General features: G+C 62.8%; 23 protein-coding genes. 13 read left to right on the top strand and 10 right to left on the bottom strand.

Annotation, left to right across the window (positions count from 1 at the left end; genetic code table 11):
* Positions 1 to 7: 7 nt before the first annotated feature.
* The 3 genes from Cth01_RS12085 to Cth01_RS12075 form a co-directional block, all read right to left on the bottom strand.
* A complete protein-coding gene (locus Cth01_RS12085) occupies positions 8 to 1195 on the bottom strand; it encodes an acetyl-CoA C-acyltransferase family protein (RefSeq protein WP_003072098.1) in 1188 nt (395 codons plus the stop codon).
* 179 nt (positions 1196 to 1374) lie between these two features.
* Positions 1375 to 1881, bottom strand: coding sequence for a Cu(I)-responsive transcriptional regulator (gene cueR / locus Cth01_RS12080; protein ID WP_034351148.1), 507 nt, complete (start codon positions 1879 to 1881; stop codon positions 1375 to 1377).
* Positions 1882 to 1957: 76 nt separating this feature from the next.
* Positions 1958 to 2152 (bottom strand): heavy-metal-associated domain-containing protein, encoded by a 195-nt coding sequence (locus tag Cth01_RS12075; protein WP_012836553.1) that lies wholly within the window; start codon positions 2150 to 2152, stop codon positions 1958 to 1960.
* A 272-nt stretch (positions 2153 to 2424) separates the two neighbouring features.
* Between Cth01_RS12075 and Cth01_RS12070 the strand changes: the two genes are divergently transcribed.
* Positions 2425 to 4113: a methyl-accepting chemotaxis protein gene (locus tag Cth01_RS12070; RefSeq protein ID WP_034406650.1), complete on the top strand. Its 1689-nt coding sequence runs from the start codon at positions 2425 to 2427 to the stop codon at positions 4111 to 4113.
* Positions 4114 to 4247: 134 nt separating this feature from the next.
* Here the strand turns inward: Cth01_RS12070 and Cth01_RS12065 are convergent, their stop codons facing one another.
* From Cth01_RS12065 to Cth01_RS12055, 3 genes are all read right to left on the bottom strand, one after another.
* Complete coding sequence (locus Cth01_RS12065) at positions 4248 to 5366, bottom strand: alkene reductase (protein ID WP_045839314.1); 1119 nt, start codon at positions 5364 to 5366, stop codon at positions 4248 to 4250.
* Between the two features lie 67 nt (positions 5367 to 5433).
* A complete protein-coding gene (gene gstA, locus Cth01_RS12060; RefSeq protein ID WP_003065291.1) occupies positions 5434 to 6042 on the bottom strand; it encodes a glutathione transferase GstA in 609 nt (202 codons plus the stop codon).
* A gap of 105 nt (positions 6043 to 6147) precedes the next feature.
* Positions 6148 to 6723: an NADPH-dependent FMN reductase gene (locus tag Cth01_RS12055; protein ID WP_034351157.1), complete on the bottom strand. Its 576-nt coding sequence runs from the start codon at positions 6721 to 6723 to the stop codon at positions 6148 to 6150.
* Between the two features lie 255 nt (positions 6724 to 6978).
* Between Cth01_RS12055 and mnmG the strand changes: the two genes are divergently transcribed.
* The 7 genes from mnmG (at position 6979) to Cth01_RS12020 (ending at position 13215) form a co-directional block, all read left to right on the top strand.
* Positions 6979 to 8943, top strand: coding sequence for a tRNA uridine-5-carboxymethylaminomethyl(34) synthesis enzyme MnmG (gene mnmG / locus Cth01_RS12050; protein WP_034351159.1), 1965 nt, complete (start codon positions 6979 to 6981; stop codon positions 8941 to 8943).
* On the top strand, positions 8940 to 9602 hold the full coding sequence (gene rsmG / locus Cth01_RS12045) for a 16S rRNA (guanine(527)-N(7))-methyltransferase RsmG (RefSeq protein ID WP_012836558.1): 663 nt from the start codon (positions 8940 to 8942) through the stop codon (positions 9600 to 9602). The genes mnmG and rsmG overlap by 4 nt, the downstream gene beginning before the upstream one ends.
* Before the next feature lie 143 nt (positions 9603 to 9745).
* Complete coding sequence (locus Cth01_RS12040) at positions 9746 to 10357, top strand: LysE family translocator (RefSeq protein WP_045839313.1); 612 nt, start codon at positions 9746 to 9748, stop codon at positions 10355 to 10357.
* A gap of 12 nt (positions 10358 to 10369) precedes the next feature.
* On the top strand, positions 10370 to 11140 hold the full coding sequence (locus Cth01_RS12035; RefSeq protein WP_003059963.1) for a ParA family protein: 771 nt from the start codon (positions 10370 to 10372) through the stop codon (positions 11138 to 11140).
* 52 nt (positions 11141 to 11192) lie between these two features.
* Complete coding sequence (locus Cth01_RS12030) at positions 11193 to 11741, top strand: RBBP9/YdeN family alpha/beta hydrolase (RefSeq protein ID WP_045839312.1); 549 nt, start codon at positions 11193 to 11195, stop codon at positions 11739 to 11741.
* Positions 11742 to 11756: 15 nt separating this feature from the next.
* Positions 11757 to 12686: a ParB/RepB/Spo0J family partition protein gene (locus Cth01_RS12025; protein ID WP_003065276.1), complete on the top strand. Its 930-nt coding sequence runs from the start codon at positions 11757 to 11759 to the stop codon at positions 12684 to 12686.
* Complete coding sequence (locus tag Cth01_RS12020) at positions 12673 to 13215, top strand: GNAT family N-acetyltransferase (RefSeq protein WP_034351171.1); 543 nt, start codon at positions 12673 to 12675, stop codon at positions 13213 to 13215. The genes Cth01_RS12025 and Cth01_RS12020 overlap by 14 nt, the downstream gene beginning before the upstream one ends.
* A gap of 55 nt (positions 13216 to 13270) precedes the next feature.
* Here Cth01_RS12020 and Cth01_RS12015 read toward each other — a convergent pair whose 3' ends face one another.
* The 3 genes from Cth01_RS12015 to Cth01_RS12005 all read right to left on the bottom strand — a co-directional run bounded on the left by Cth01_RS12015 (position 13271) and on the right by Cth01_RS12005 (position 17088).
* Positions 13271 to 14044 (bottom strand): class II aldolase/adducin family protein, encoded by a 774-nt coding sequence (locus Cth01_RS12015; RefSeq protein WP_034351173.1) that lies wholly within the window; start codon positions 14042 to 14044, stop codon positions 13271 to 13273.
* A 268-nt stretch (positions 14045 to 14312) separates the two neighbouring features.
* Positions 14313 to 15599 carry a M20/M25/M40 family metallo-hydrolase gene (locus Cth01_RS12010; protein ID WP_034392873.1) on the bottom strand — a complete coding sequence of 429 codons (1287 nt, stop codon included), beginning with the start codon at positions 15597 to 15599 and terminating at the stop codon, positions 14313 to 14315.
* 211 nt (positions 15600 to 15810) lie between these two features.
* Entirely contained in the window at positions 15811 to 17088 is a 1278-nt protein-coding gene (locus Cth01_RS12005) for an MFS transporter (RefSeq protein ID WP_034406662.1), read from the bottom strand.
* 78 nt (positions 17089 to 17166) lie between these two features.
* On the opposite strand from Cth01_RS12005, the gene Cth01_RS12000 reads away from it, so the two are divergent.
* The 5 genes from Cth01_RS12000 to sorU all read left to right on the top strand — a co-directional run bounded on the left by Cth01_RS12000 (position 17167) and on the right by sorU (position 20996).
* Positions 17167 to 18048: an AraC family transcriptional regulator gene (locus Cth01_RS12000; RefSeq protein ID WP_045839311.1), complete on the top strand. Its 882-nt coding sequence runs from the start codon at positions 17167 to 17169 to the stop codon at positions 18046 to 18048.
* Positions 18049 to 18166: 118 nt separating this feature from the next.
* A complete protein-coding gene (locus tag Cth01_RS11995) occupies positions 18167 to 18727 on the top strand; it encodes an RNA polymerase sigma factor (protein WP_045839310.1) in 561 nt (186 codons plus the stop codon).
* Complete coding sequence (locus tag Cth01_RS11990; protein ID WP_034351184.1) at positions 18724 to 19311, top strand: hypothetical protein; 588 nt, start codon at positions 18724 to 18726, stop codon at positions 19309 to 19311. The genes Cth01_RS11995 and Cth01_RS11990 overlap by 4 nt, the downstream gene beginning before the upstream one ends.
* Before the next feature lie 48 nt (positions 19312 to 19359).
* Positions 19360 to 20571: a SorT family sulfite dehydrogenase catalytic subunit gene (sorT, locus tag Cth01_RS11985; RefSeq protein ID WP_003065262.1), complete on the top strand. Its 1212-nt coding sequence runs from the start codon at positions 19360 to 19362 to the stop codon at positions 20569 to 20571.
* 89 nt (positions 20572 to 20660) lie between these two features.
* Entirely contained in the window at positions 20661 to 20996 is a 336-nt protein-coding gene (gene sorU, locus Cth01_RS11980) for a SorU family sulfite dehydrogenase c-type cytochrome subunit (RefSeq protein WP_034351188.1), read from the top strand.
* A gap of 6 nt (positions 20997 to 21002) precedes the next feature.
* Here the strand turns inward: sorU and Cth01_RS11975 are convergent, their stop codons facing one another.
* Positions 21003 to 21755: a class I SAM-dependent methyltransferase gene (locus tag Cth01_RS11975; protein WP_034392886.1), complete on the bottom strand. Its 753-nt coding sequence runs from the start codon at positions 21753 to 21755 to the stop codon at positions 21003 to 21005.
* Positions 21756 to 21865 lie beyond the last annotated feature (110 nt).

Genomic DNA, 21865 nt, shown 5'->3' with positions numbered 1-21865 from the left:
GCGGGGATCAGACGCGCTCAAAAATCGCGGCAATACCCTGGCCGCCGCCGATGCACATGGTCACCAGCGCATAGCGGCCGCCGGTGCGCTGAAGCTCGTAGAGCGCCTTGGTGGTGATGATGGCGCCGGTGGCACCCACGGGGTGGCCCAGGGAGATGCCGGAGCCGTTGGGGTTGACCTTGGCAGGGTCCAGAGCGAGCTCCTGAATCACGGCGCAGGCCTGGGCGGCGAAGGCTTCGTTGGCTTCGATCACGTCCATCTGTTCGATCTTCAGACCGGTGCGTGCCAGCACCTTCTGCGTGGCAGGGACCGGGCCGATGCCCATGTATGCGGGCTCGACGCCGGCGTGGGCGTAGCCGACCAGGCGGGCAATGGGCTTGGCGCCGGAAGACTTCAGCGCCTGCTCGCTCATCATCAGCACGGCAGCCGCGCCATCGTTGATGCCGGAGGCGTTGCCGGCGGTGACCGTGCCGCCTTCCTTCTTGAACGCGGGCTTCATGCCGGCCAGGGTGTCCAGCGTGGTGGCCGCGCGCACATGTTCGTCGGTGTCGAACAGCACCACGCCCTTGCGGCTGGCAATTTCCACGGGAACGATCTGCTCCTTGAAGCGGCCGGCCTCGATGGCGGCAGCGGCGCGCTGCTGGCTGATGACGGCCAGCTCGTCCTGCATCACGCGGCTGATCTTGTAGCGCTCGGCCACGTTTTCAGCGGTGATGCCCATATGCATTTTTTGCCAGGGATCGTGCAGGATGCCCAGCATGTAGTCGATGCTCTTGGCATCGCCCATGCGTGCGCCCCAGCGCGCGGACATGTCGAAGTAGGGGCCGCGGCTCATGGATTCGGAGCCGGCGCCAATGGCCACTTCGCAGTCGCCCAGCGCAATCGATTGAGCTGCCGAGACGATGGCCTGCAGGCCAGAGCCGCACAGGCGGTTGACGTTGAAGGCAGGGGTTTCGATGGGGCAGCCGGCGTCCACCGCCGCCACGCGGGACAGGTAGGCGTCGCGCGTGTCGGTGGGGATGACGTTGCCCATCACCACATGACCCACGGTGTCGGCAGCGATGCCGGCACGCGCAATGGCGGCCTTGACCACGGTGGTGGCCAGCTGGGCGTTGGGAACGTCCTTGAGGCTGCCGCCAAAAGTGCCGATGGCCGTGCGCGCGGCGCTGACAACGAAGATGTCTCTGGTGCTCATGGTTTGTCTCCTGCATCGCGTCAGCAATGCTTGTGCTTGAGTGATTTGAAAAGATGAATGAGAGCAACCGCATTCATCGCACAGAGTATTCTGCAGTATTTGCTGCAGTGCAACATGTCTCATTGTTGACGCGGCCCTGCGTGGGCGGCGATGGTTTCACGTGAAACCCATGAGCAGCCTCAGGCCGCAGCCCTGCGCCGGCTTCTCGGAGTGGGGGCCCTGGGTTCGTGATGGGCCGGCGTCAGGTCGGTGTCCGCGCTGGCCAGGTCGTCGAGGATGGGGCAGTCCGGCCTGTCATCCCCATGGCAGCAATGCACCAGAGTCTGCAGCGTGCGCTGCATGGACTGCATGGCGGCGATGCGCTCGGTCAGCGTGGCGATGTGCTTTTGCGCGATGGCCTTGACCTGGCTGCTTGCGCGGCCCTGGTCCTGCCACAGGCCGAGCAGGGTGGCGATCTCGTCCATGGAAAAGCCGAGATCGCGCCCGCGGCGGATGAAGCGCAGCGCATGCACATCGGCTTCGGTGTACTGGCGATAGCCGCTGTCGGTGCGGTGCACGGGTGGCAGCAGGCCCAGTGACTCGTAGTGACGCACCATGCGCGCAGAAACCCCGGCGCGGCGTGCAGCCTCGCCGATGACGACAGGCCAGTTCTGAGCGATTTTTTGTGTCGATGGGTGGTTGGGCATGGACGATCCTGAAAAAACGCGCCAGCGGCCTTCTGATGGCTCGCGTGAGGTGCTGGCGCGGTGGGAGAGGCTGCGCTCAGGCTACCTTGTAGCCCTCTTCGGCAATGGCGGCTGCCACGGCCTCGCGGCTGGCGCCGGTTTCGACTTCCACTCGGTTGGCGGCGCGGTCGATCTTGATCTGCGCCTGGGCATCGACGCCCTGGATGGCATTGGTGACGGCGCGTTCGCAGTGGCCGCAGGTCATGCCTTGAACTTCAAAAACTTGTTGCATGGATGGCTCCTTCAGAAAGTGAGTCGACCGGACTGGCGGACTCCATGTCTTGAATGGTCAACCCTAACATCATGGCAAGGTCAAGCCTTTGACAAGACATGAAGCCGGCAGGGTTGATAAGCCGCAAAGACTGCCGATAAGAACTTGTCATATTGCTGATCGCCATGGCTTGGGCATCGCAGTCACGGGTTTTTCTTGGTGTCGGTGACAATCTGAAACAATTTGCAAGTTCTGGCCCGACAATGCCAGTCGTTCAAAGTGGAGAGGGATTCATGAGTCTGTTGGAAATGATGCGGGGCTTCACCATCCGCACGCGCATGCTGGGCGCCATTGGTGTGGTGATGGTGTTGCTGAGTCTGCTGGGCGGCGCCGGGATGTTGGGCATGTTCCGCATCCAGGACATGAGCCAGGAGTTTCTGAGCAACGCCTTTGTCAAATCGGGCCATATGGCGCAGTTGCGCACCGAGCTGGGTGGCATCCGTTCCAGCGAGAAGGACATGGTCATCCAGTACGAAAAGCCCGAAGAGGTGCGCAAGGCCTATCAGCAATGGGTCATGTTCATCGACAAATCCAAGGTGACATTGGGCAAGTTTGTGACCGACCAGAACGCGCAGGACGCACAGCTGACCAAGAGCATCATTGGGCACATCGACGCTTATCGAAAGCTCTTCGAGCCTGTTGCGCGCCAGCTTGAAGCCGGTGGCTATGACTCGGCCACCACGGCCAACCGCATGAGCGGCAAGGCTCTGGCCGAAGTCATGGAGGCCGACAAGCTGCTGGCGCAGCTGGACAACTTGCTGCGTGAGCAGGCCAATGCACTGGCCGCAGCCGAGCGCGACGTGGCCGACCAGACACGCTGGATGTTTGTGGCGGCCGTGATCCTGGCGCTGGTGGTGGTGATTCCGCTGACTTTGCTGAACATGCTGTCCATCTGCCGTCCGCTTGAAGTGGCCCGCCAGATGGCACTGACGATTGCCGGCGGCGATCTGTCGCACAGGGCCGAGGTCAGCGGCAAGGATGAGCTGACGGATCTGCAGCGTGCGCTGGACCAGATGCAGCAATCGCTGAGCACCACGGTGGCCCAGGTGCGCGATGCCAGCGGCAATATCGCCACGGCCAGCCAGGAAATTGCCACGGGCAATCAGGATCTGTCGGCCCGCACCGAACAGACTGCCAGCAATCTGCAGGAAACCGTCGCGTCGCTGGCTCAGCTGACGGCCACGGTGCAGCAGACCGCATCGTCTTCGCAGCTGGCCAACCAGCTGGCAGCCTCGGCCTCTTCGACGGCCGTGCAGGGCGGCGAGATCGTCGGCCAGGCCGTCAACAGCATGCAGGAGATTTCGGCCTCCAGCCGCAAGATCGGCGACATCATCGGCCTGATTGATTCCATTGCTTTCCAGACCAATATCCTGGCGCTGAATGCCGCTGTGGAAGCGGCCCGTGCCGGCGAGCAGGGCCGTGGTTTTGCCGTGGTGGCGGCCGAGGTGCGCAGCCTTGCCCAGCGTTCGGCCCAGGCCGCCAACGAGATCAAGTCCTTGATCAACACCAGCGTGCAGACCGTGGACGTGGGCGCGCGCCAGGTGGAGAGCGCAGGCAAGGCCATGCAGGAGACCGTGGACAGCGCACAGCGTGTGGGCGACATCATCGGCGAGATTACGGCGGCGTCCAGCGAGCAGTCGCTGGGCATCGGCCAGGTCAATCAGGCCGTGGGTGATATCGACCGCATGACCCAGCAGAATGCGGCCCTGGTGGAAGAGTCTGCCGCCGCCGCAGAATCGCTGCGCGAGCAGGCGGCGCGACTGGCACAGCTGGTCAGCCAGTTCAAGCTGGCGGGCGGCGCGATGCATGCAGTCATGCGCAGCCCCAGAGGCGCAGCCCATCCCGGCATGGCACCGGCGGTGCCTGCATCCGCGCAGACTGCTTTGCCTGGTCAGAAGGCGCAATTGCTGGAACATGCCTGAGCCCCGAGCGGCTCATTCCTGAGCGGCTCGTTCCATGAAAAAAGCCCGGTTGCAGTGATGCACCGGGCTTTTGCTTTCTATTCGATAGGCTCCAGCCAAATCAGAGAAAGGGCTGGAGGCTTGATGGATTGAAGTTACTGGCAGGCAACCGAGGGGTAGTCGGTATAACCATCGGCACCGCCCCCGTAGAAACGTTCGCTGTTCCAGGCATTGAGCGGCAGATCGTCGCGCAGACGATGCACCAGATCGGGGTTGGAGATATAGGCCTTGCCGAAGGCCACGACATCGGCATAGCCGCTTTCCACAGCGCGCGTGGCCAACTGGCGGTCATAGCCGTTGTTGACCATCCAGGCTCCCTTGCCGCCTGCAGAGCGATAGGCCTGCTTGAGCGCCTGGTAGTCGAAGGGACGATCCGCCAGCTCGCGCGGACCGCCTGTTGCGCCTTCGATCACATGGATATAGGACAGGCCCAGCGGGGCGAGCTGGCGCACCAGATATTCGAACAGCACCTGCGGGTTTTTGTCCACGATGTCATTGGCTGGCGTGACCGGAGAGATGCGGATGCCGACCTTTCCGGCACCGATGGCATCGGCCACGGAGCGCACGCATTCCAGCACCAGACGGGCGCGGTTCTCGATGCTGCCGCCGTAGTCGTCGCTGCGCTGGTTGGTGCCGGTCTTGAGGAATTGATCGAGCAGATAGCCGTTGGCTGCATGCAGCTCCACGCCATCGAAGCCCGCCGACTGTACGGCTTCGCGCGCGGCGGTGGCGAAACTGTGAACAATGCCCGGCAGCTCCTGCTGCCGGAGTGCGCGCGGTGCGGAGGTGGCGACAAACTGGCCTTGCCCCGTCTGCTTGTCGATCACATAGGTCTTGGAGCGGGCCGTCAGCGCGGAGGGCGCGACCGGGGACTGGCTGTCTGGCTGCAGCACGTTGTGGGAGATGCGACCCACATGCCAGAGCTGGGTGACGATGCGGCCACCCTTGGCATGCACGGCATCGGTGACTTTTTTCCAGGCCCGCAGTTGCTCTTCGCCATAAAGACCGGGCACATCGGCATAGCCTTGTCCCTGGTGGCTGATGGCCGTGCCTTCGCTGATCAGCAGACCGGCGGAGGCGCGCTGGACGTAGTAGGTTTGCATCAGTGGCGTGGGTATCGCGTCGGGGGCGCGGTTGCGCGTCAGCGGTGCCATGGCAATGCGGTTGGGCAGACGCAGGCTGCCTGCTTCAATCGGTTCGAACAATGAGGTCATGCAGAACTCCAGATGAAAAAAGCTCGGTGGGTACCGAGCTTTTGAGTTTGCATGGGTGTCGAAAAACTTACTTGAGCAAGCCCTCTGCCTTCATGGCAGCCTGCACTGCGGGGCGCGCCAGAATGCGCTCACGATAAGCCTGAAGGTGCTGGAGTTCAGAGATGTCCAGGCCCACAAATTGGGCCCAGCCTGTGACCGTGAAAAAGTAGGCATCGGCCACGGTGAACTGATCGCCCATCAGATAGGACTTGTTGGCGAGCTGCTCGTTGACCCAGCTCAGGCGCTTGAACAGATTGCCGAGCAGCACAGGCTTGAAGTCTTCGGGCGTTGCGGGGCTGAACAAGGGGCTGAAGCCCTTGTGCACCTCGGTACTGATGAAGTTCAGCCATTCCTGAAGGTGGTAGCGTGCCACGGTGCCGTTGGCCGGCGCCAGGTTCTTTTCGGGGGCCAGGTCGGCGAGGTACTGAACAATGGCCGGACCTTCGTGCAAGGTGTCGCCGTTGTCCAGCACCAGAAAGGGCACATAACCCAGCGGATTGATGCCGTAGTAATCCGTTCCGTCCTGGAGCTTGTGGCTCTTGGTGCTGACCATCACGGTTTCATGCGGCAGGCCTGCTTCATGCAGCACGATGTGCGGAGACATGGAGCAAGCGCCGGGGCTGTAGTAAAGCTTCATGGTGAGTGGCTCTCTATGCAATGAAAAGACAAGCGCCCATGCTAAACCGGTTGCACTTCATATGCATGCGCAGCCGGCAGAAGTCCGGATCGGAGAGGAGATTGCTCAGCCCAGGCGCCCTGCAGCCCACAGCACCTGCTGCACAAGAGCCTCCATGCCTTGCTGGTTCTGTGTACGCAGCAGATGACCCTGGGCATCGAAAGCCTCTGCAGCATGGCTCACGGCATGGCTGCGCGGTGCTACCCAGCATTCCAGATTCAATAGCAGCGCTGCGAGGTGAGACTGGGCTCTCAGGCCGCCTAGACCTCCAGGCGAGGCACTGGCCATGCCGACGACCTTGTTGCGAAAGGGCAGGACGCCATCAGACCACTGTGCATCGCCCTTGACCGGGCTGGAGGCCCAGTCAATCGCGTTCTTGAGCAGGGCAGGGTAGCTGCCGTTGTACTCGGGGCTGCAGACAATCCAGGCTGCATGGCTGTGCATGGCCTGCTTGAGGCGAATGACATCGGCTGGAGTGCCCTGCGCTTCGAGGTCGGCGTTGTAGAGCGGAATGTCGTAGTCCGACAATTCCAGCAGGCTGGGTTGTGCGCCCTGTTGTTCCGCGATGGAGGCGGCCACCTTGGCCAGCTTGCGGTTGTATGAGTCCTGGCGGGTACTGCCCGCAAAAATGAGAATTTGCATGCAGTGATTGCAGCACAGAGCAATTGCATTTTTCATGCATAGACGGGACTATCAGGGCAAACATCTAGGCTGGGCTTCAGGCCGCCATGTTTCACGTGAAACCCCCCTGGCAAGGCATTGTTGCGCCAATGGTGGGAAAATTGCAGGTTCCCCGCAGGGCTGGACATGGCGCGAGAACATGTCCGCCTGCCGTGAGAGCCGAGGCATGGTTGCTTCGTGCAGGGGCAAGGGCCGGGCTTGGCCCGGAGCAGGAATATGTTGTACCCACAGGAATTTGATGTGATCGTGGTCGGTGGCGGCCACGCCGGCACCGAGGCTGCGTTGGCCGCTGCGCGCATGGGCAGCAAGACATTGCTGCTGACCCACAATATCGAAACCCTGGGGCAGATGAGCTGCAACCCCAGTATCGGCGGTATCGGCAAGGGCCATCTGGTCAAGGAGGTCGATGCCCTGGGCGGCGCCATGGCCCTGGCGACAGACAAGGGCGGCATCCAGTTCCGCATCCTGAACAGCTCCAAGGGCCCGGCCGTACGCGCCACGCGCGCCCAGGCCGACCGCATTCTGTACAAGGCCGCGATTCGCGAGATGCTGGAAAACCAGCCCAATCTCTGGCTCTTCCAGCAGGCCGTGGATGACCTGATGGTGGAGGGCGACCGCGTGGTAGGTGCCGTCACCCAGGTGGGTCTCAAGTTCCGCAGCCGCACCGTGGTGCTGACGGCGGGCACCTTCCTCGATGGCAAGATTCACGTGGGCCTGAACAACTATGCAGCAGGCCGTGCCGGCGATCCTCCGGCCGTGAGCCTGTCGGCACGCCTGAAGGAACTCAAGCTGCCACAGGGGCGTCTGAAGACCGGCACGCCCCCCCGCATCGACGGCCGCAGCATCGATTTCAGCCAGTGCGAGGAACAGCCCGGCGACGGCATGCCTGGCGGCGTGAACGAGGGTGAAGTGCCTGTATTCAGCTTCATGGGCAACCGTGCCATGCATCCCCGGCAGATGCCTTGCTGGATCACGCACACCAATGCGCGCACGCACGAGATCATCCGCAGCGGCTTTGACCGCAGTCCCATGTTCACCGGCAAGATCGAGGGTGTAGGTCCGCGTTACTGTCCCAGCGTGGAAGACAAGATCAACCGTTTTGCGGACAAGGAAAGCCATCAGATCTTTCTGGAGCCCGAAGGCCTGACCACGCACGAGTTCTACCCCAACGGGATCTCAACCAGCCTGCCGTTCGACATCCAGTACGAACTGGTGCGAAGCATGAAGGGTCTGGAGAACGCCCATATTCTGCGTCCCGGCTATGCCATCGAGTACGACTATTTCGATCCCCGCTCGCTCAAGAGCAGTTTCGAGACCAAGCAAATTCAAGGGCTGTTCTTTGCGGGTCAGATCAATGGCACGACCGGCTATGAAGAGGCGGCCGCCCAGGGCCTGTTCGCCGGCTTGAACGCAGCGCTGCAGTGCCGTGGCGAAGGCCCCTGGATGCCGCGTCGTGACGAAGCCTATCTGGGCGTGCTGGTCGACGATCTGATCACCAAGGGCGTGACCGAGCCCTATCGCATGTTCACCAGCCGCGCCGAGTTCCGCCTGCAACTGCGTGAAGACAATGCCGATATGCGCCTGACCGAAGCGGGCCGCCAGATGGGGCTGGTCGACGATGCGCGCTGGGATTCCTTCAGCCGCAAGCGCGATGCTGTTTCACGTGAAACAGAGCGCCTCAAGTCCACCTGGGTGAACCCGCGTGTCGTGGCAGCGGAAGAGTCAGAGCGCGTGCTGGGCAAGGCCATGGAGCGCGAATACAACCTGTTCGATCTGCTGCGTCGCCCCGGTGTGGACTACGACAAGCTCATGGGCATGAACCAGGGCCGGTATGCATCTGCCGATGTGCAGCCCGAGGCTCTGGGCGAGCTCAGCGCTCCAGTGATCGAGCAGGTGGAGATTGCCGCCAAGTACTCTGGCTATATCGACCGCCAGAAGGATGAAGTCGAACGCGCTGCACATTTCGAGCGCCTGCGTCTGCCGCTGGACTTCGACTACATGCAGGTGGCGGCGCTGTCCTTCGAGGTGCGCCAGAAGCTGCAAAAGCACAGGCCCGAAACCCTGGGTCAGGCCTCGCGTATTTCGGGAGTGACGCCTGCCGCCATCTCGCTGCTCATGGTGCATCTGAAAAAAGGCGGCTTCAAGGGCTTTGCCAATCAGAACGAAGAGGCTTCCGCATGAGTCAGGTTTTGCGTACCCAACTGGAGCAGGGCGTTCAGGCACTGAAGCTGGAACTGGCTCCGGCGCAGATCGATCTGCTGATGTCCTTCATGGATCTGCTGCAGAAATGGAACAAGGTCTACAACCTGACGTCGGTGCGTGATCCCCAGGAGATGCTGACGCATCACCTGCTCGACAGCCTGGCCGCCGTGCCCGCCTTGCTGCGGCATGTGAACCGCCTGCCGCTGGAAGAAGGCAAGCGCCTGCCTCTGCTGGACGTGGGCTCAGGCGGTGGTCTGCCCGGTGTGGTGTTTGCCATCTGCTGCCCGCAGATCGATGTGAACTGCGTGGATACCGTGGGCAAGAAGGCTGCTTTCATCCAGCAGGTGGCTGCAGCCTTGCGCCTGCCCAATCTGCGCGGTATTCATGACCGGGTGGAAAATCTCAAGACCCGGTATCCGGTCATCAGCTGCCGTGCCTTTGCGTCGCTGGTGGACTTCACCACCTGGTCGCGCAAGGCTCTGGCCGAGGACGGTATCTGGTTTGCCATGAAGGGCAAGCACCCTGATGAGGAAATTGCTGCGCTGCCTGCCGATGTGAAGGTGTTTCACGTGGAACCATTACAGGTTCCCGGCCTGGATGCCGAGCGCTGCGTGATCTGGTTGAAACTGGCTTCTTGAGCGGTAAAGCTTGGTCGGGCACTTTGTTTCCAAGGGGAGCAAAGTGCCTTTTTACATACTGTGTCAGGCAACATCTGTGCAATGCAGATGCGTCGGTCACGGCCCTCGCATAAACTTGCTGTTTTCCATCGCGCAGGGTTTGAATGTTTGGCATCTCTGATTACGGCGCTTTTGCAGCCGCCGTTACCGTCTTCTTGCTGATCCCTGGACCAGGCAATCTGGCCTTGATTACTTCCACGGGCAAGGGCGGATGGAGGGCCGGTGTCGCCTGCTGCCTGGGTGTGATGGCTGCAGACCAGGTGCTGATGTGGCTGGCTGTAGCCGGCGTGGCAGCGGTGCTGGCAGCCTATCCGGCGGCCTTCCATGCCGTGCAATGGGTGGGGGCGGCCTATCTGGCCTGGCTGGGCTACAAGCTGCTCACGGCCAAGCCTGGCGATGCGCCGGCCATTGAAATCCAGCCGCGCCAGTATTTCCGCCAGGGTGCTTTGATCACCCTGATGAACCCCAAGGCCATCGTGTTCTACATGGCCTTCTTTCCCATGTTCGTGGACCCGGCCCGGCATCAGGGCGTCATCACCTTTGGTGTGATGGCAGTCACGGTGGCAGCAATTACCTTTATCTACAGCGTCATCGTGGTGATGCTGACCACGGTGCTGGCAGAGCGCTTGCGTGCCAACCCGGCCGTGGTGAAGTGGCTGGAAAAAACAGCCGGTGTGTTTTTGATCGGTTTTGGCCTCAAGCTGGCCGCCAACTAAAAGAGAAGTTCAATGGCCAAAATTTTCTGCGTTGCCAATCAAAAGGGTGGAGTGGGCAAGACCACGACCACGGTCAATCTTGCCGCCGGTCTGGCCAAGGTCGGCCAGCGTGTGTTGCTGATCGACCTGGACCCCCAGGGCAATGCCACCATGGGCTCCGGCGTAGACAAGCGCGCGCTGGAGTTGACGGTCTACGACGTGCTGCTGGAAAACGCCAGCGTCAAGGAAGTGGCCCAGAAGTCCGAGCAAGTCGGCTATGACGTGCTGGGCGCCAACCGCGAGCTGTCGGGTGCCGAGATCGAGCTGGTCTCGCTGGAGCGCCGCAACGAGCGCCTCAAGACCGCTCTGCAGGCCGTGGCCGCCGACTACGACTTCGTGCTGATCGATTGCCCGCCTTCGCTGTCCATGCTGACCCTGAACGGTCTGTGCTCGGCGCATGGCGTGATCGTGCCCATGCAGTGCGAGTACTTTGCACTGGAAGGCCTGACCGATCTGGTCAACACCATCAAGCAGGTGCATGCCAATATGAATCCCGACCTGCAGATCATCGGTCTGCTGCGCGTGATGTTCGATCCGCGCACTACGCTGCAGCAGCAGGTCAGCGACCAGCTCAAGGAGCATTTCGGCGACAAGGTGTTCGATACCGTGATTCCGCGCAATGTGCGCCTGGCCGAAGCCCCCAGCTACGGCCTGCCCGGCGTGGTGTTCGATGCCTCGGCCAAGGGCAGCAAGGCCTTTGTCGAGTTCGCCGAAGAGATGGTGCGCCGCATCAAGAAAATGTGAGGGTTTCACGTGAAACAGCTCCCAGTCTCCCATCCAGCCATCGCCAACCGTCATGACCTCTGAAGCACTGAACCCGCAGCATGTCTGGCTGCTGCCCGGCTGGCAGAACTCCGATCCCGGCCACTGGCAGAGTCTGTGGCAGGACCGGTATGGCTACCAGCGGCTGGAGCAGCATAGCTGGCAGCATCCGCTGCGCGGCGACTGGAGCATTCGCCTGCAGGAAACCGTGCTCGACGCTCCGGCTCCCGTCACCCTGGTGGCGCACAGCCTGGGCTGCGTGCTGGTGTCCTGGTGGGCGGCACATTCTCAGGTTGCCAGGAGCAAGGTGCGTGGTGCGTTGCTGGTGGCACCCGGCGACACCGAGCAGGAGAGTCTGCGCGGCGTCCTGCTGGGCTGGTCGCCCGTGCTGCTGCAAAAGCTGCCCTTCCCGTCGATACTGGTGGGCAGCGAGAACGACCCCAATTGCTCTGTAGCGCGCGCGCAGGCCATGGCACAGGGCTGGGGCAGCCGCTTCGTGAATGCGGGCGCCGCAGGCCATATCAACACGGCCAGCGGACTGGGACTGTGGGAAGCCGGGCATGAGCTGCTGCTCTCCCTTTAAAGAAAGAATTCAGCAATGGTGACTAAGAAACCCAAGGGCCTGGGACGAGGTCTGGAAGCCCTGCTGGGCCCCAAGGTCAGTGAAGCAGAGCAGGCCGCTGCGAGCGGGCAGCAGGCCAATCTGCCGAGCAGCCTGGCGCTCAATGTGATGGTGGCCGGCCAGTACCAGCCGCGCACCCGCATGGACGAAGGCGCCTTGTATGAGCTGGCCGAGAGCATCAAGGCCCAGGGCATCATGCAGCCGATTCTGGTGCGCCAGCTCTCCAGGGGCGACAACGCCGGCAAGTACGAAATCATTGCCGGCGAGCGACGCTTCCGTGCCGCGCATATCGCGGGTCTGTCCGAGGTACCGGTGCTGGTGCGCGAAGTGCCCGACGAGGCCGCTGCGGCCATGGCGCTGATCGAGAACATTCAGCGCGAAGACCTGAACCCGCTGGAAGAGGCGCAGGGGCTGGCCCGCCTGGTCAAGGAGTTCGGCCTGACCCACGAGCAGACCGCGCAGGCCGTGGGCCGCTCGCGCAGCGCCGCCACCAATCTGCTGCGTCTGCTGAATCTGGCCGAGCCCGTGCAGACCATGCTGATGGCCGGCGATATCGACATGGGCCATGCACGAGCACTGCTGACGCTGGACCGAGCCACCCAGATCACGGCAGGCAACCAGATCGCAGCCAAGAAGATGTCGGTGCGCGAGGCCGAGTCGCTGGTCAAGAAAATCGGTGCCGAGTTCAATCTGACGCGCCAGAAAGCCAAGAAGGATGGCAAGTCGCGCGACGTGAAACGCATCGAGGAAGAGTTGTCCGACCTGCTCACGGCCGATGTAGAGGTGCGCATCAAGAAGACCGTGCGTCGCCACGGCAAGCAGCAGGAAATGGGCGAGATCGCCATCCAGTTCGGCTCGCTGGAGGAGCTCAACGGCATCATCGAAAAGCTGCGTGGCGAAGTCTGAGTGCCTTACCACACCAAGGCTGATTCTGCGGCAATGGACGCCGCAGGATCTGCCGGAGTTTGCCGCGCTCAATGCGGACACGCAAGTCATGCGCTACTTCCCCAACGTGCTGGACAGACAGGCCAGCGATGCCCTGGCCGCCAAGGCCGAGGCTCTGATTGCCGAGCGTGGCTGGGGATTCTGGGTTGCGCAAGATAGAGCCACCGGGCACTTGGCAGGAATGATTGGCTTGCACACTCCCGCAGCAGAGCTACCGTTTTCACCCTGCGTGGAAGTGGGCTGGCGGCTGGCCCGGCCATACTGGGGCAAAGGTCTGGCGACAGAGGGCGCAAGAGCCGCGCTGGATTTTGCGTGGAATGAGCTGCAGCTGGATGAAGTTGTGGCGTTCACGGCGGTGCCGAACAAACCCTCACAGGCCGTAATGCAGCGCCTGGGAATGCAGCCCGATGCGCAGACATTCATGCACCCTGATCTGCCATCCGGCCACGCGCTTGCTGAGCACTGTCTCTACCGTATTCGCCGCAGCTGATGCTGCAAAAAAGGGCATCCATCTGGATGCCCTTTTTTGATTCCGGAGCGGTGTTCTAACTGCGGTAGCCGGGGTCGATTCTGTCGAGCTTGCGCAGCAGGGCGGGCCAGGCAAACTGGCCGCCCATGCCGCCGGTCTGTACCTTCATGGCATGGGCGATGCCTTGCAGAATCTGCGGGTCGACCTCGGTGAGTTCGGCGCCGCCGGACTGGGCCGAGATCTGGATTTGGCAGGCGGACTCGAAGACGTACATGGACAGAAAGGCGTCGGCAATCGTGGGGCCGCAGGTCAGCAGACCGTGGTTGCGCAGCATGAGGAAGTTGGCCTCGCCCATGTCGGCCAGCAGGCGCGGCTTCTCGTCCTCGCGAAAGGCCACGCCTTCGTAGACGTGATAGGCCAGGGACCCCAGGACAAACGTGCTTTGCTGGCTGATGGGCAGCAGACCTTGCTTCTGGGCCGCCACGGCCACGCCGGCGCGCGTGTGGGTATGGATCACGCATTGTGCATCGGCGCGAGCCTCGTGCACGGCGCTGTGGATGACGAAGCCGGCCGGGTTCACGGGGAAGGGCGAGTCCATGAGCTTGTTGCAGCCCAGGTCCACCTTGATCAGCGAGGATGCCGTGATCTCGTCGAACATCAGCCCGTAGGGGTTGATGAGAAAGTGATGTCCGGGGCCCGGCAGCCGTGCGCTGATGTGGGTGAAGACCAGATCGCTCCAGCCGTACAGCGCCACCAGCCGGTAGCAGGCGGCCAGATCCACGCGCAGTTGCCACTCTTCGGGGCTGACCAGATGCTGCACGCTGGGGATGTTCAAGGGCTCTTGGCTCACGGGCGACTCTCCTTCATCGTTGATTCGATGAATGTAGAGACTCGCGCGCCAGCGGTCTGTTGGCTAGGCGACAGAAGCTTGGAAATACGGATTACGCCAATTCAGATCAGGCAGGGTGTGCTCTCGATGGAAATGACGGCTGTGTCTTTCTGTTCGCGTAAGTAGCTGGAAATAAAAAAGGAGCTTACAGCGTAAGCTCCTTTTGATTTTCAGATAGCTTATGTACAAAAACTGAAGCAAATCAAGCGAAAGCCGCTATCAAAACCGCTTACTTGATCTGGCCGCGCGACAGGTCCTGGATCATGCGGGCGGCCAGATACAGGCGCGGTGCGATGGTGTTGATCTGCACGTATTCGGCATCGTTGGAATGCGCGCCATAGCCCGACAGGCCGAAGCCCTCGATCACGCCGCCCTTGGCCTTGAGGGCCGCGAAAGCCGCATCCGTGCCGCCACCCGTGGCCTTGTCCATGACCTTCATCGGCAGCTTCAGTTCCTGCTCATAAATGCCCTGGGCATGGGCGGCCAGTTTGCGTGCCGTGGCATTGGCCTCCAGCGGTGGGCGGCGCACTTCGAATTTCAGCTCCACCTTGCTGGCGGGGAGCAGCTTGTTGCCGATCTTGTCCTGCATGGCTTTTTCCAGCGCCGTGAAGTCGGCCACGCGCAGTGCGCGGGCATCGGCCTGGGCCGTGGCTTCGGCGGGAACCACATTGCGGTTGGTGCCGGCCTTCGACACCGTCCAGTTGAGCTTGAGGCCGTCCTGGGGCTGGGACAGATCCTTCATCTGCAGCAACTGATGCGACATCTCGTACAGCGCATTCACGCCGTCTTCGGGCTTGGCGCCCGCATGAGATGCCTTGCCCGTGACCTTGAGGTAGGCGGCGCCGATGCCGCTGGTGGCCAGGCGCAGGCTGCCGTCGGTGCCGCCGCCTTCAAAGCTGAACACGGCGTCCTGCTCGGCCCCCAGGCGGGTGATGGTGCTGCGTGCTCCGGGCGAGCTGATTTCCTCGTCGCCGTTGATCAGCACCGTGAGCGTACCGTAGTCCTCGATGCCCAGCTTCTTGAGCAGGGGCACGATATGCATGATCAGGGCCACGCCCTGCTTGTCGTCGGCAATGCCCAGGCCATAGGCCTTGTCGCCGTCGATGCGAAAGGGCTGGTCCTTGATCATGCCGGGCAGATAGACGGTGTCCATATGCGCGATCAGCATGATGCGGCTGCTGCCCTTGCCCTTGAATTCGGCATGCACCATGGGGCCGACTTTCTCGGGCGTGTCATCGAGGCGGTAGATGTCGCTGGGCTCGATCACCTCGACCTTGCCGCCCTGCGCGCGCAGCTTGCCCGCGATGTACTCGGCGATCTTCTTCACGCCCGCCACATCCTTGCTGCCGGACTCGATGTGCACCAGATCGCGCAGCGTATCCAGATAGGGCTGCTGCTCCTTTTTCGCATGCTCCAGCCATTCGGCCTGAGGGGCAGCCTGGGCAGAGCCGAAGGCCAGCACCAGGGCCAGGGGCAGGGCGCGCAGCAAAGGGGCAGAGGGCGTGTTCCAACGCATAGAAATTCTCCTTGGGGGGCGGGCCGCTCCCGGATAGGGCCGCGGCAGGAAAGCGGCGTGATGCGCCGCTGAGGGAATTCAGCTTAGCAGCGGTGTTTGCGGCCTCCGGGCTGCCGACCTAGGGATAAATACCAGGGTAACTTGATCTCTCGCGCCGACAAAAAAGCCCTGCAGCTTGCGCGGGCAGGGCTTGGTGGGTTGCGCCGTTTGCTCAGGCCGCCGCCAGATGGGCCTTGGTCTTCTTGCTCACACCGTCGCCGACGATGACGGCCGAGACCACAGACAGTACAAGCGCAATTGCCGAGCCATAGAACACTGCGTTGGTCATCTGGTGGTCCAGCATGTAGCCGAAGACCGGCGCCGCCAGGCAAAAGCCCAGATCCAGGCCCGAATACACCGTGCCGTAGACGCGGCCCGTGGCGCCGGGGGGCGCTGCGCGCTTGATCAGCATGTCGCGCGAGGGGCCGGCCAGGCCCGTGCCCAGACCGGCGACTGAGGCCACGACCACCGCCACCATGCCGGGTAGCCAGCCCGTTCCGACGACAAACAGCAACAGGCCCGAGCCCAGCATGCAGATGGAGATCACCTTTTCCAGCCGCTGCACGCGGCCGACCAGAAAGCCGCCCACGACCATGCCGGCAGCGCCGCACAGCATATAGCCGGTGACGATCAGCGCCGTCACGGAAAGCGGCAGGCCGTACATGGATTGCAGGGCCGGGCTGGCAAAGCTCTGGATGGCACTGAGCGCGCAGGTGCTCCAGAAGAAGAAGGAAAAGCACAGCCACACCGATGGCAGCTTCATGAAGGCCATGGGGTGTTCCTGAGGTGCGGCAATGGCTCCGGCGGCCGGCTTGGCGGCAGCTCCGGCGGATTCGGCGCGATCATCGAGCGCGTCGCGGTTGAAGACCATGATGGCCAGCACCACGGCTGCGCAGAGGGCTCCGCCCAGGCAGGCCAGGCGCCAGGAGCCCGTGGCCGTGGTGATGCCCGCCATGAATAGCGGCGCCAGCGCCCAGCCTAGATTGCCGGACAGGCCATGTACCGAGAACGCATGGCCTATGCGCTGCTGCGACACGCGCTTGTTGAGGATGGTGAAGTCCACGGGGTGGAAGGGCGCATTGCCCAGGCCCGCAAAAAAGGAGGCAGCCAGCAGCATGCTGTAGCCTTGGGCCGTGCTGGCAATCAGGCCTGCCACCACAAAGCTGCCGAGGGCGGCAAAGAGAATCGGGCGTGCGCCAAAGCGGTCCACCGCAAAGCCGGCCAGTGCCTGGCCGGTGCCGGAAACAATGAAGAACAGCGAGACCATGACGCTGAGCTCGGCATAGCTGTAGCCGAAGTCCTTGATCAGCCAGGGAAACAACGGCGGCAGCAGCAGATGGAAGAAATGCGACGAGCCATGGGCCAGACCGATGAGGCTGATGGTGCGCGCGTCACTGCGCAGTGTCTCTGGCGCCTGGTTTTGAGGTGTTGTGGAGGCAGGGCGGTTCATATGTCGCATCTTAGGCAGACTGCTCGCGTCTTGTATGCGATAGTCTGCCAATTGCTATCGCAAGCCAGCCAAACCATCATGTCCAGCCTCCACGACCCCGAGCCCCTGCGCGCAGGCAAGGCCAGCGCCTATGTGGAGACGCTGACACCCCATCTCTACATACCCACGGCACAGCGTCCGGTGCGTGCCAAATGCCGCTGGCTGGAGGCCGACACCCAGGTCAAGCCGCACCGTCATCCCTGGGGGCAGCTGGCCATCTCCACCACGGGCACCATACGCCTGACGGTAGCGCAGGGCACCTATATCGTGCCGCCCTCGCGCGTGCTGTGGGTGCCGCCGGGCATGGAGCATGCCGTGACCATGGTGGAAAGCGCCGATCTGCGCACCTTGTACTTCTTTCAGACCCAGGGGCGTTGCGGCCCCGATGTGGCCCCCGGCGAAGAGGCGGCCTGGCGCCAGTGCCGGGTGCTCAATGCCTCGGATCTGCTGCGCGCCGTGGTGCGCGAGCTGCCCACGCTGCCCGATGACAGCCAGCAGCTGTGCGAGCAGGACAGGGCACGCGAGCACCATCTGAGCCAGCTGCTGCTCGACGAGCTGCGCCGTGCCAGTGCCGTGCAGCTGGGCGTGAACCTGCCCCAGGACAAGCGCTTGCGCCAGCTCTGCGAGGCCGTGCTGGCCGATCCCACGCGCAACGAGACGCTGGAGGGCTGGGCGCGCGATACCGGGGCTAGTCCGCGCACCGTGGCGCGACTGTTTCGCCAGCAGCTGGAATGCAGTTTTACCCAGTGGCGCCAGCAGGTGGTGCTGGCCCATGCCGTCAGCCTGGCAGCGCGCAACTGGCCGATTCAGCGCATTGCGGCCGAGCTGGACTACAGTCCCAGCGCCTTCAGCGCCATGGTGCGCCGCACGGTGGGTATGCCTCCGGCACAATTTTTCGGCATGCATGCGCAAAATGTATAGCTGCTAGCGCTTTGTGCAAAAGGGTTTGAGGCTGTTTTTGTTATTTTGAGGGGCGGAGCCTCAAACAATATTTGCAGCGGCATGGAATGAAAGCTGCAAACCTGCGCTCTTTAGCACCATGATCTTCTCCGCCGAGTCGCGCTACAACCAGTGGGTGCGCGAGCACTACCGCTTTTTGCTGCGCAGCGCCTGGGCGCTGACGGGCTCTCGCGCCATGGCCGAGGATGTGGTGCAGGATTGCTTCACCAGCGCCTGGCGCTTTCGCCACCAGCTGTGCGATCAGAGCATGGCCAGGGCCTGGCTGTTCCAGATCATGCGCCGCCATGCCTTCAGGCACTTCGATCCTGTGCAATCGCAGACCGAGTCTCTGGATGAAGCCTGCGAGCAAGGCGTGAATCATCACGATGCACTCGATGCGCAACTGGACGTGGTCAAGGCGCTGAGCCGCATTGCCCCCATCCATCGTGAAGTGCTGGTGCTTTACTACTTTGACGACATGCCCACGGCCCAGATGGCCGAGGCGCTGGATATTGCACCAGGCACCGTGCTCTCTCGCCTGGCGCGGGCACGTGAAGCGCTCAAGACGGCACTGCAGGAGCCGGCGCGCCATCCCGCCGGTGCCGCCACTGAATCTTCTGCAGCTGCCAGCGTGATACCGCTGAGAAAGCGCGCACCATGAAACACCAAGACCGCCCCGAAGACACCGATTTCGACCTGCGTGCCCGTGCCGAGCTGGCGCTGGCTTTCGAGCCCGGCGAGCCGCCGGCCCATTTGCTGCGCCACACGCCATGGCATGCCCGTCGTGGCCTGCAGGTGCTGTGTGCCGCAGTGATCGTCGGCAGCGTCGCTGCGGGCAGCGTGCTGAGCCTGCGCCCGCCGCAGATGGTGCGCTCGGCCATCGAGCATGAGTATTACGAGCGCACGCTGCGTGGTCAGTTCATCCCGGAGGCCGAGATTGCCAGGCATATGGACTGGCCTGTCGACCAGAAGCTGCCTGGTTATACCCAGCTCATGCGGCCCTGCGACATCGACGGCAGTCGCGCCTATCACCTGACCACTTTCTTTGAAAAAGGCGGCATCGTTACCGTGCTGGCCTTCGAGCAGCCCCAGCGGATGGCCGACGGCCAGGGCTGGTGGGCCAACAGCTACTGGAAGGTGGTGCGTTCGAGAGAAGGCCGCCCGCTGGTGCTGATCGCACAGAAGAAACAGGCTCTGGCCGTGGCATCGCGCGCTCTGGGTGCCCCTGAGAAAGTCGATGGCTGAACCGGATTTTTCGCTCTGATCATTCACCAAAATTACCGAGGAGACCCCATGCAACAACCCACCTCTCTGCCACGTCGCCGCCTGCTCGCCGGTAGCGCCAGCGCGCTGGCTGCAGCCGGTCTGGCAAGCTTCCAGAGCCAGGCCATGGCACAGGCCGCTGCACCCGCAGCCAAGCCTCTACCCGGCTATGCCGGCTTCAAGAATGCCGATGCCGTGATCGTGCACAGCTCCACCACCATTGAGACCAAGCGCAGCGCGTTTGGCTCCAGCGTGGTCACGCCCACCAACCAGCTCTATGTGCGCAACAACCTGCCCACGCCTTCCGAGTCCATCGTGGCCGATCGCGATGCATGGGCGGTGCAGATTGATGGCGTGAAGAAGCCCGCCAAGCTAACCGTTGGCGAGCTCAAGAAGCTGGGCCTGGAAACTGTGACCATGGTGCTGCAATGCTCGGGCAATGGCCGCGCCTTCTTCCCCACCAAGCCCAGCGGCACGCAATGGACCGTAGGCGCTGCAGGCTGCGTGGTCTGGAGCGGCGTGCCAGTGCGCGAGGTGGTCAAGGCCCTGGGCGGCGTGGCCGACGGCATGGTCTACATGACGGGAACGGGCGGAGAGGTGCTGCCCGCAGGACTGGACCCCAAGAGCGTGCTGGTGGAGCGTTCCGTGCCTCTGTCGGCCATGGAGGACGCGCTGCTGGCCTGGGAGATGAACGGCGAGCCCGTGCCTCTGGCCCATGGCGGCCCGCTGCGCCTGATCGTGCCCGGCTACACCGGCGTGAACAACATCAAGTACATCAAGCAGCTGGCCTTTACCGTCAAGGAAAGCGAAGCGCACATCATGTCCCACGGCTACCGCATCTCGCCCCCCGGCAGCAAGGGCGACCCCAGCCAGCCTTCGGTGCAGGAAATGAGCGTCAAGTCCTGGATCAACAGCCCCATCCCCGAAGACGGCAACCAGGCCTCTGGCCTGGTGCAGATTCAGGGCGTGGCCTTCGGCGGCATGAACGCCGTCAAGGGGGTGGAAGTCTCCATCGACGGCGGCAAGACCTGGAAGCAGGCTCGCCTGATTGGCCCCGATATGGGCAAGTACGCCTGGCGCCAGTTCGTGCTGCAGGCACAGCTGCCCAAGGGTACCTACACCCTGGCCAGCCGCGCTACCGACGTCAAGGGCAATGTGCAGCCCGAAACGCGTGGTGAAAACCAGAGCGGCTACAACAACACCAGCTGGGCCGACCACGCCGTGACGGTCACCGTGGCCTGAGTGTCGCAATCACTGCCCATGCCCCGTGCCGGAAGAAGGGGCGCAGGGCATGGGATCCAACCCCGATGCATCGCATTTCTCCAAGAACAATGATGAAGACAAACCACACCCTCGCCGCCCTGCTCTTGACCGCCTTTGCGGGCACTGCAGCCCACGCCGATCAGGCTGCCCAGATGGCGCGCGGCAAAGAGCTGTTCACCACTGCTGCAGTCCCTGCCTGTGCGGTGTGCCATACCCTCAAGGACGCCGGTGCGGAAGGTGCCATAGGCCCGGTGCTGGACGAGTTGCAGCCCGATGCGGCCCGCGTGGCGCGTGCTCTGAAGGACGGCATCGGCTCCATGCCCTCCTTCAAGGCCACAATGAGCGAAGCCGATATCGCTGCCGTTGCTCTCTACGTGAGCAAGGCCAGCGGCGCAGCCAAATAAAGCGTCTCAGCTGCGTTCTGCGCCATCCAGCGGAATGGCGTAGATCCATACCTTGTGGCGGCTATTGCCTTGCAGGCATGCCGTCGCTTCCACGCCGGGCAGCTGGAAATCCAGGCTCACCAGCCAACTGCCGGGCTGCATCTCGGTGGCAGCCTTGACCGCGGCGCGGCCCATGCTTTCGGGCCGCTGGAACAGATAGACCAACTGATAGCCGCTCCAGTCGGCCAGCCAGATATCGCCACGCCGCACGCGTGCCCAGGGGCAGCGCAGGGCGCTGGCAATCGCCAGTGGCCAGCTCCATTCCAGACCATTGAGGCGGGCCTGCGGCAGCGCACTGCGCAGTGCGCGCAAGCCATCGCCCATGCCGCAGCCGGCGTCCAGCACCAGCGCCTGCACCGGCAATTGCACGACCTCTGCCAGCCCTTTGAGTGCATTTAACGGCGTTGGAAAGACCGGGGCATCACGCCATGCATTGAGCGGGTAGATCAGCAGCAGCAAGGCCAGAGGCAGCAGCCAGCCCCAGGCGGGCAACTGGCTGGCGCTGAGCACCAGAAACGACAGCGGAAACCCGGCCGCAATGATGAGCCTGCGCCACCAGTTGGGTCCGCAGAGACTGGCTGCCGTGCTGAAGCTGCCGGCGACCAGCAGGGCCAGCCACCAGGGCAGCAGGCGCGCCAGGCCCGCAAAGATCACCCAGGCCAGCAGCCAGACGAGCAGTGCAGGCAGAGGCCAGGTCGAGGCAAGCCATTTTTTTGTCATGAGTTTTTAAATGTATCCGTCATACACAGGCTCCAAGACACCGCAGCACAGACAAGGCCTTGTCGGGATTTTGCATTTTGTGCGGGATACCCCTCTTTGGTGGGGTATGC

The sequence above is a fragment of the Comamonas thiooxydans genome (assembly GCF_000964545.1).
GTDB classification, from domain to species: Bacteria; Pseudomonadota; Gammaproteobacteria; order Burkholderiales; family Burkholderiaceae_C; genus Comamonas; species Comamonas thiooxydans.
The sequence above is the reverse complement of the archived record's forward strand: the minus strand, read 5'-3'. Positions and strand labels throughout refer to the sequence as shown.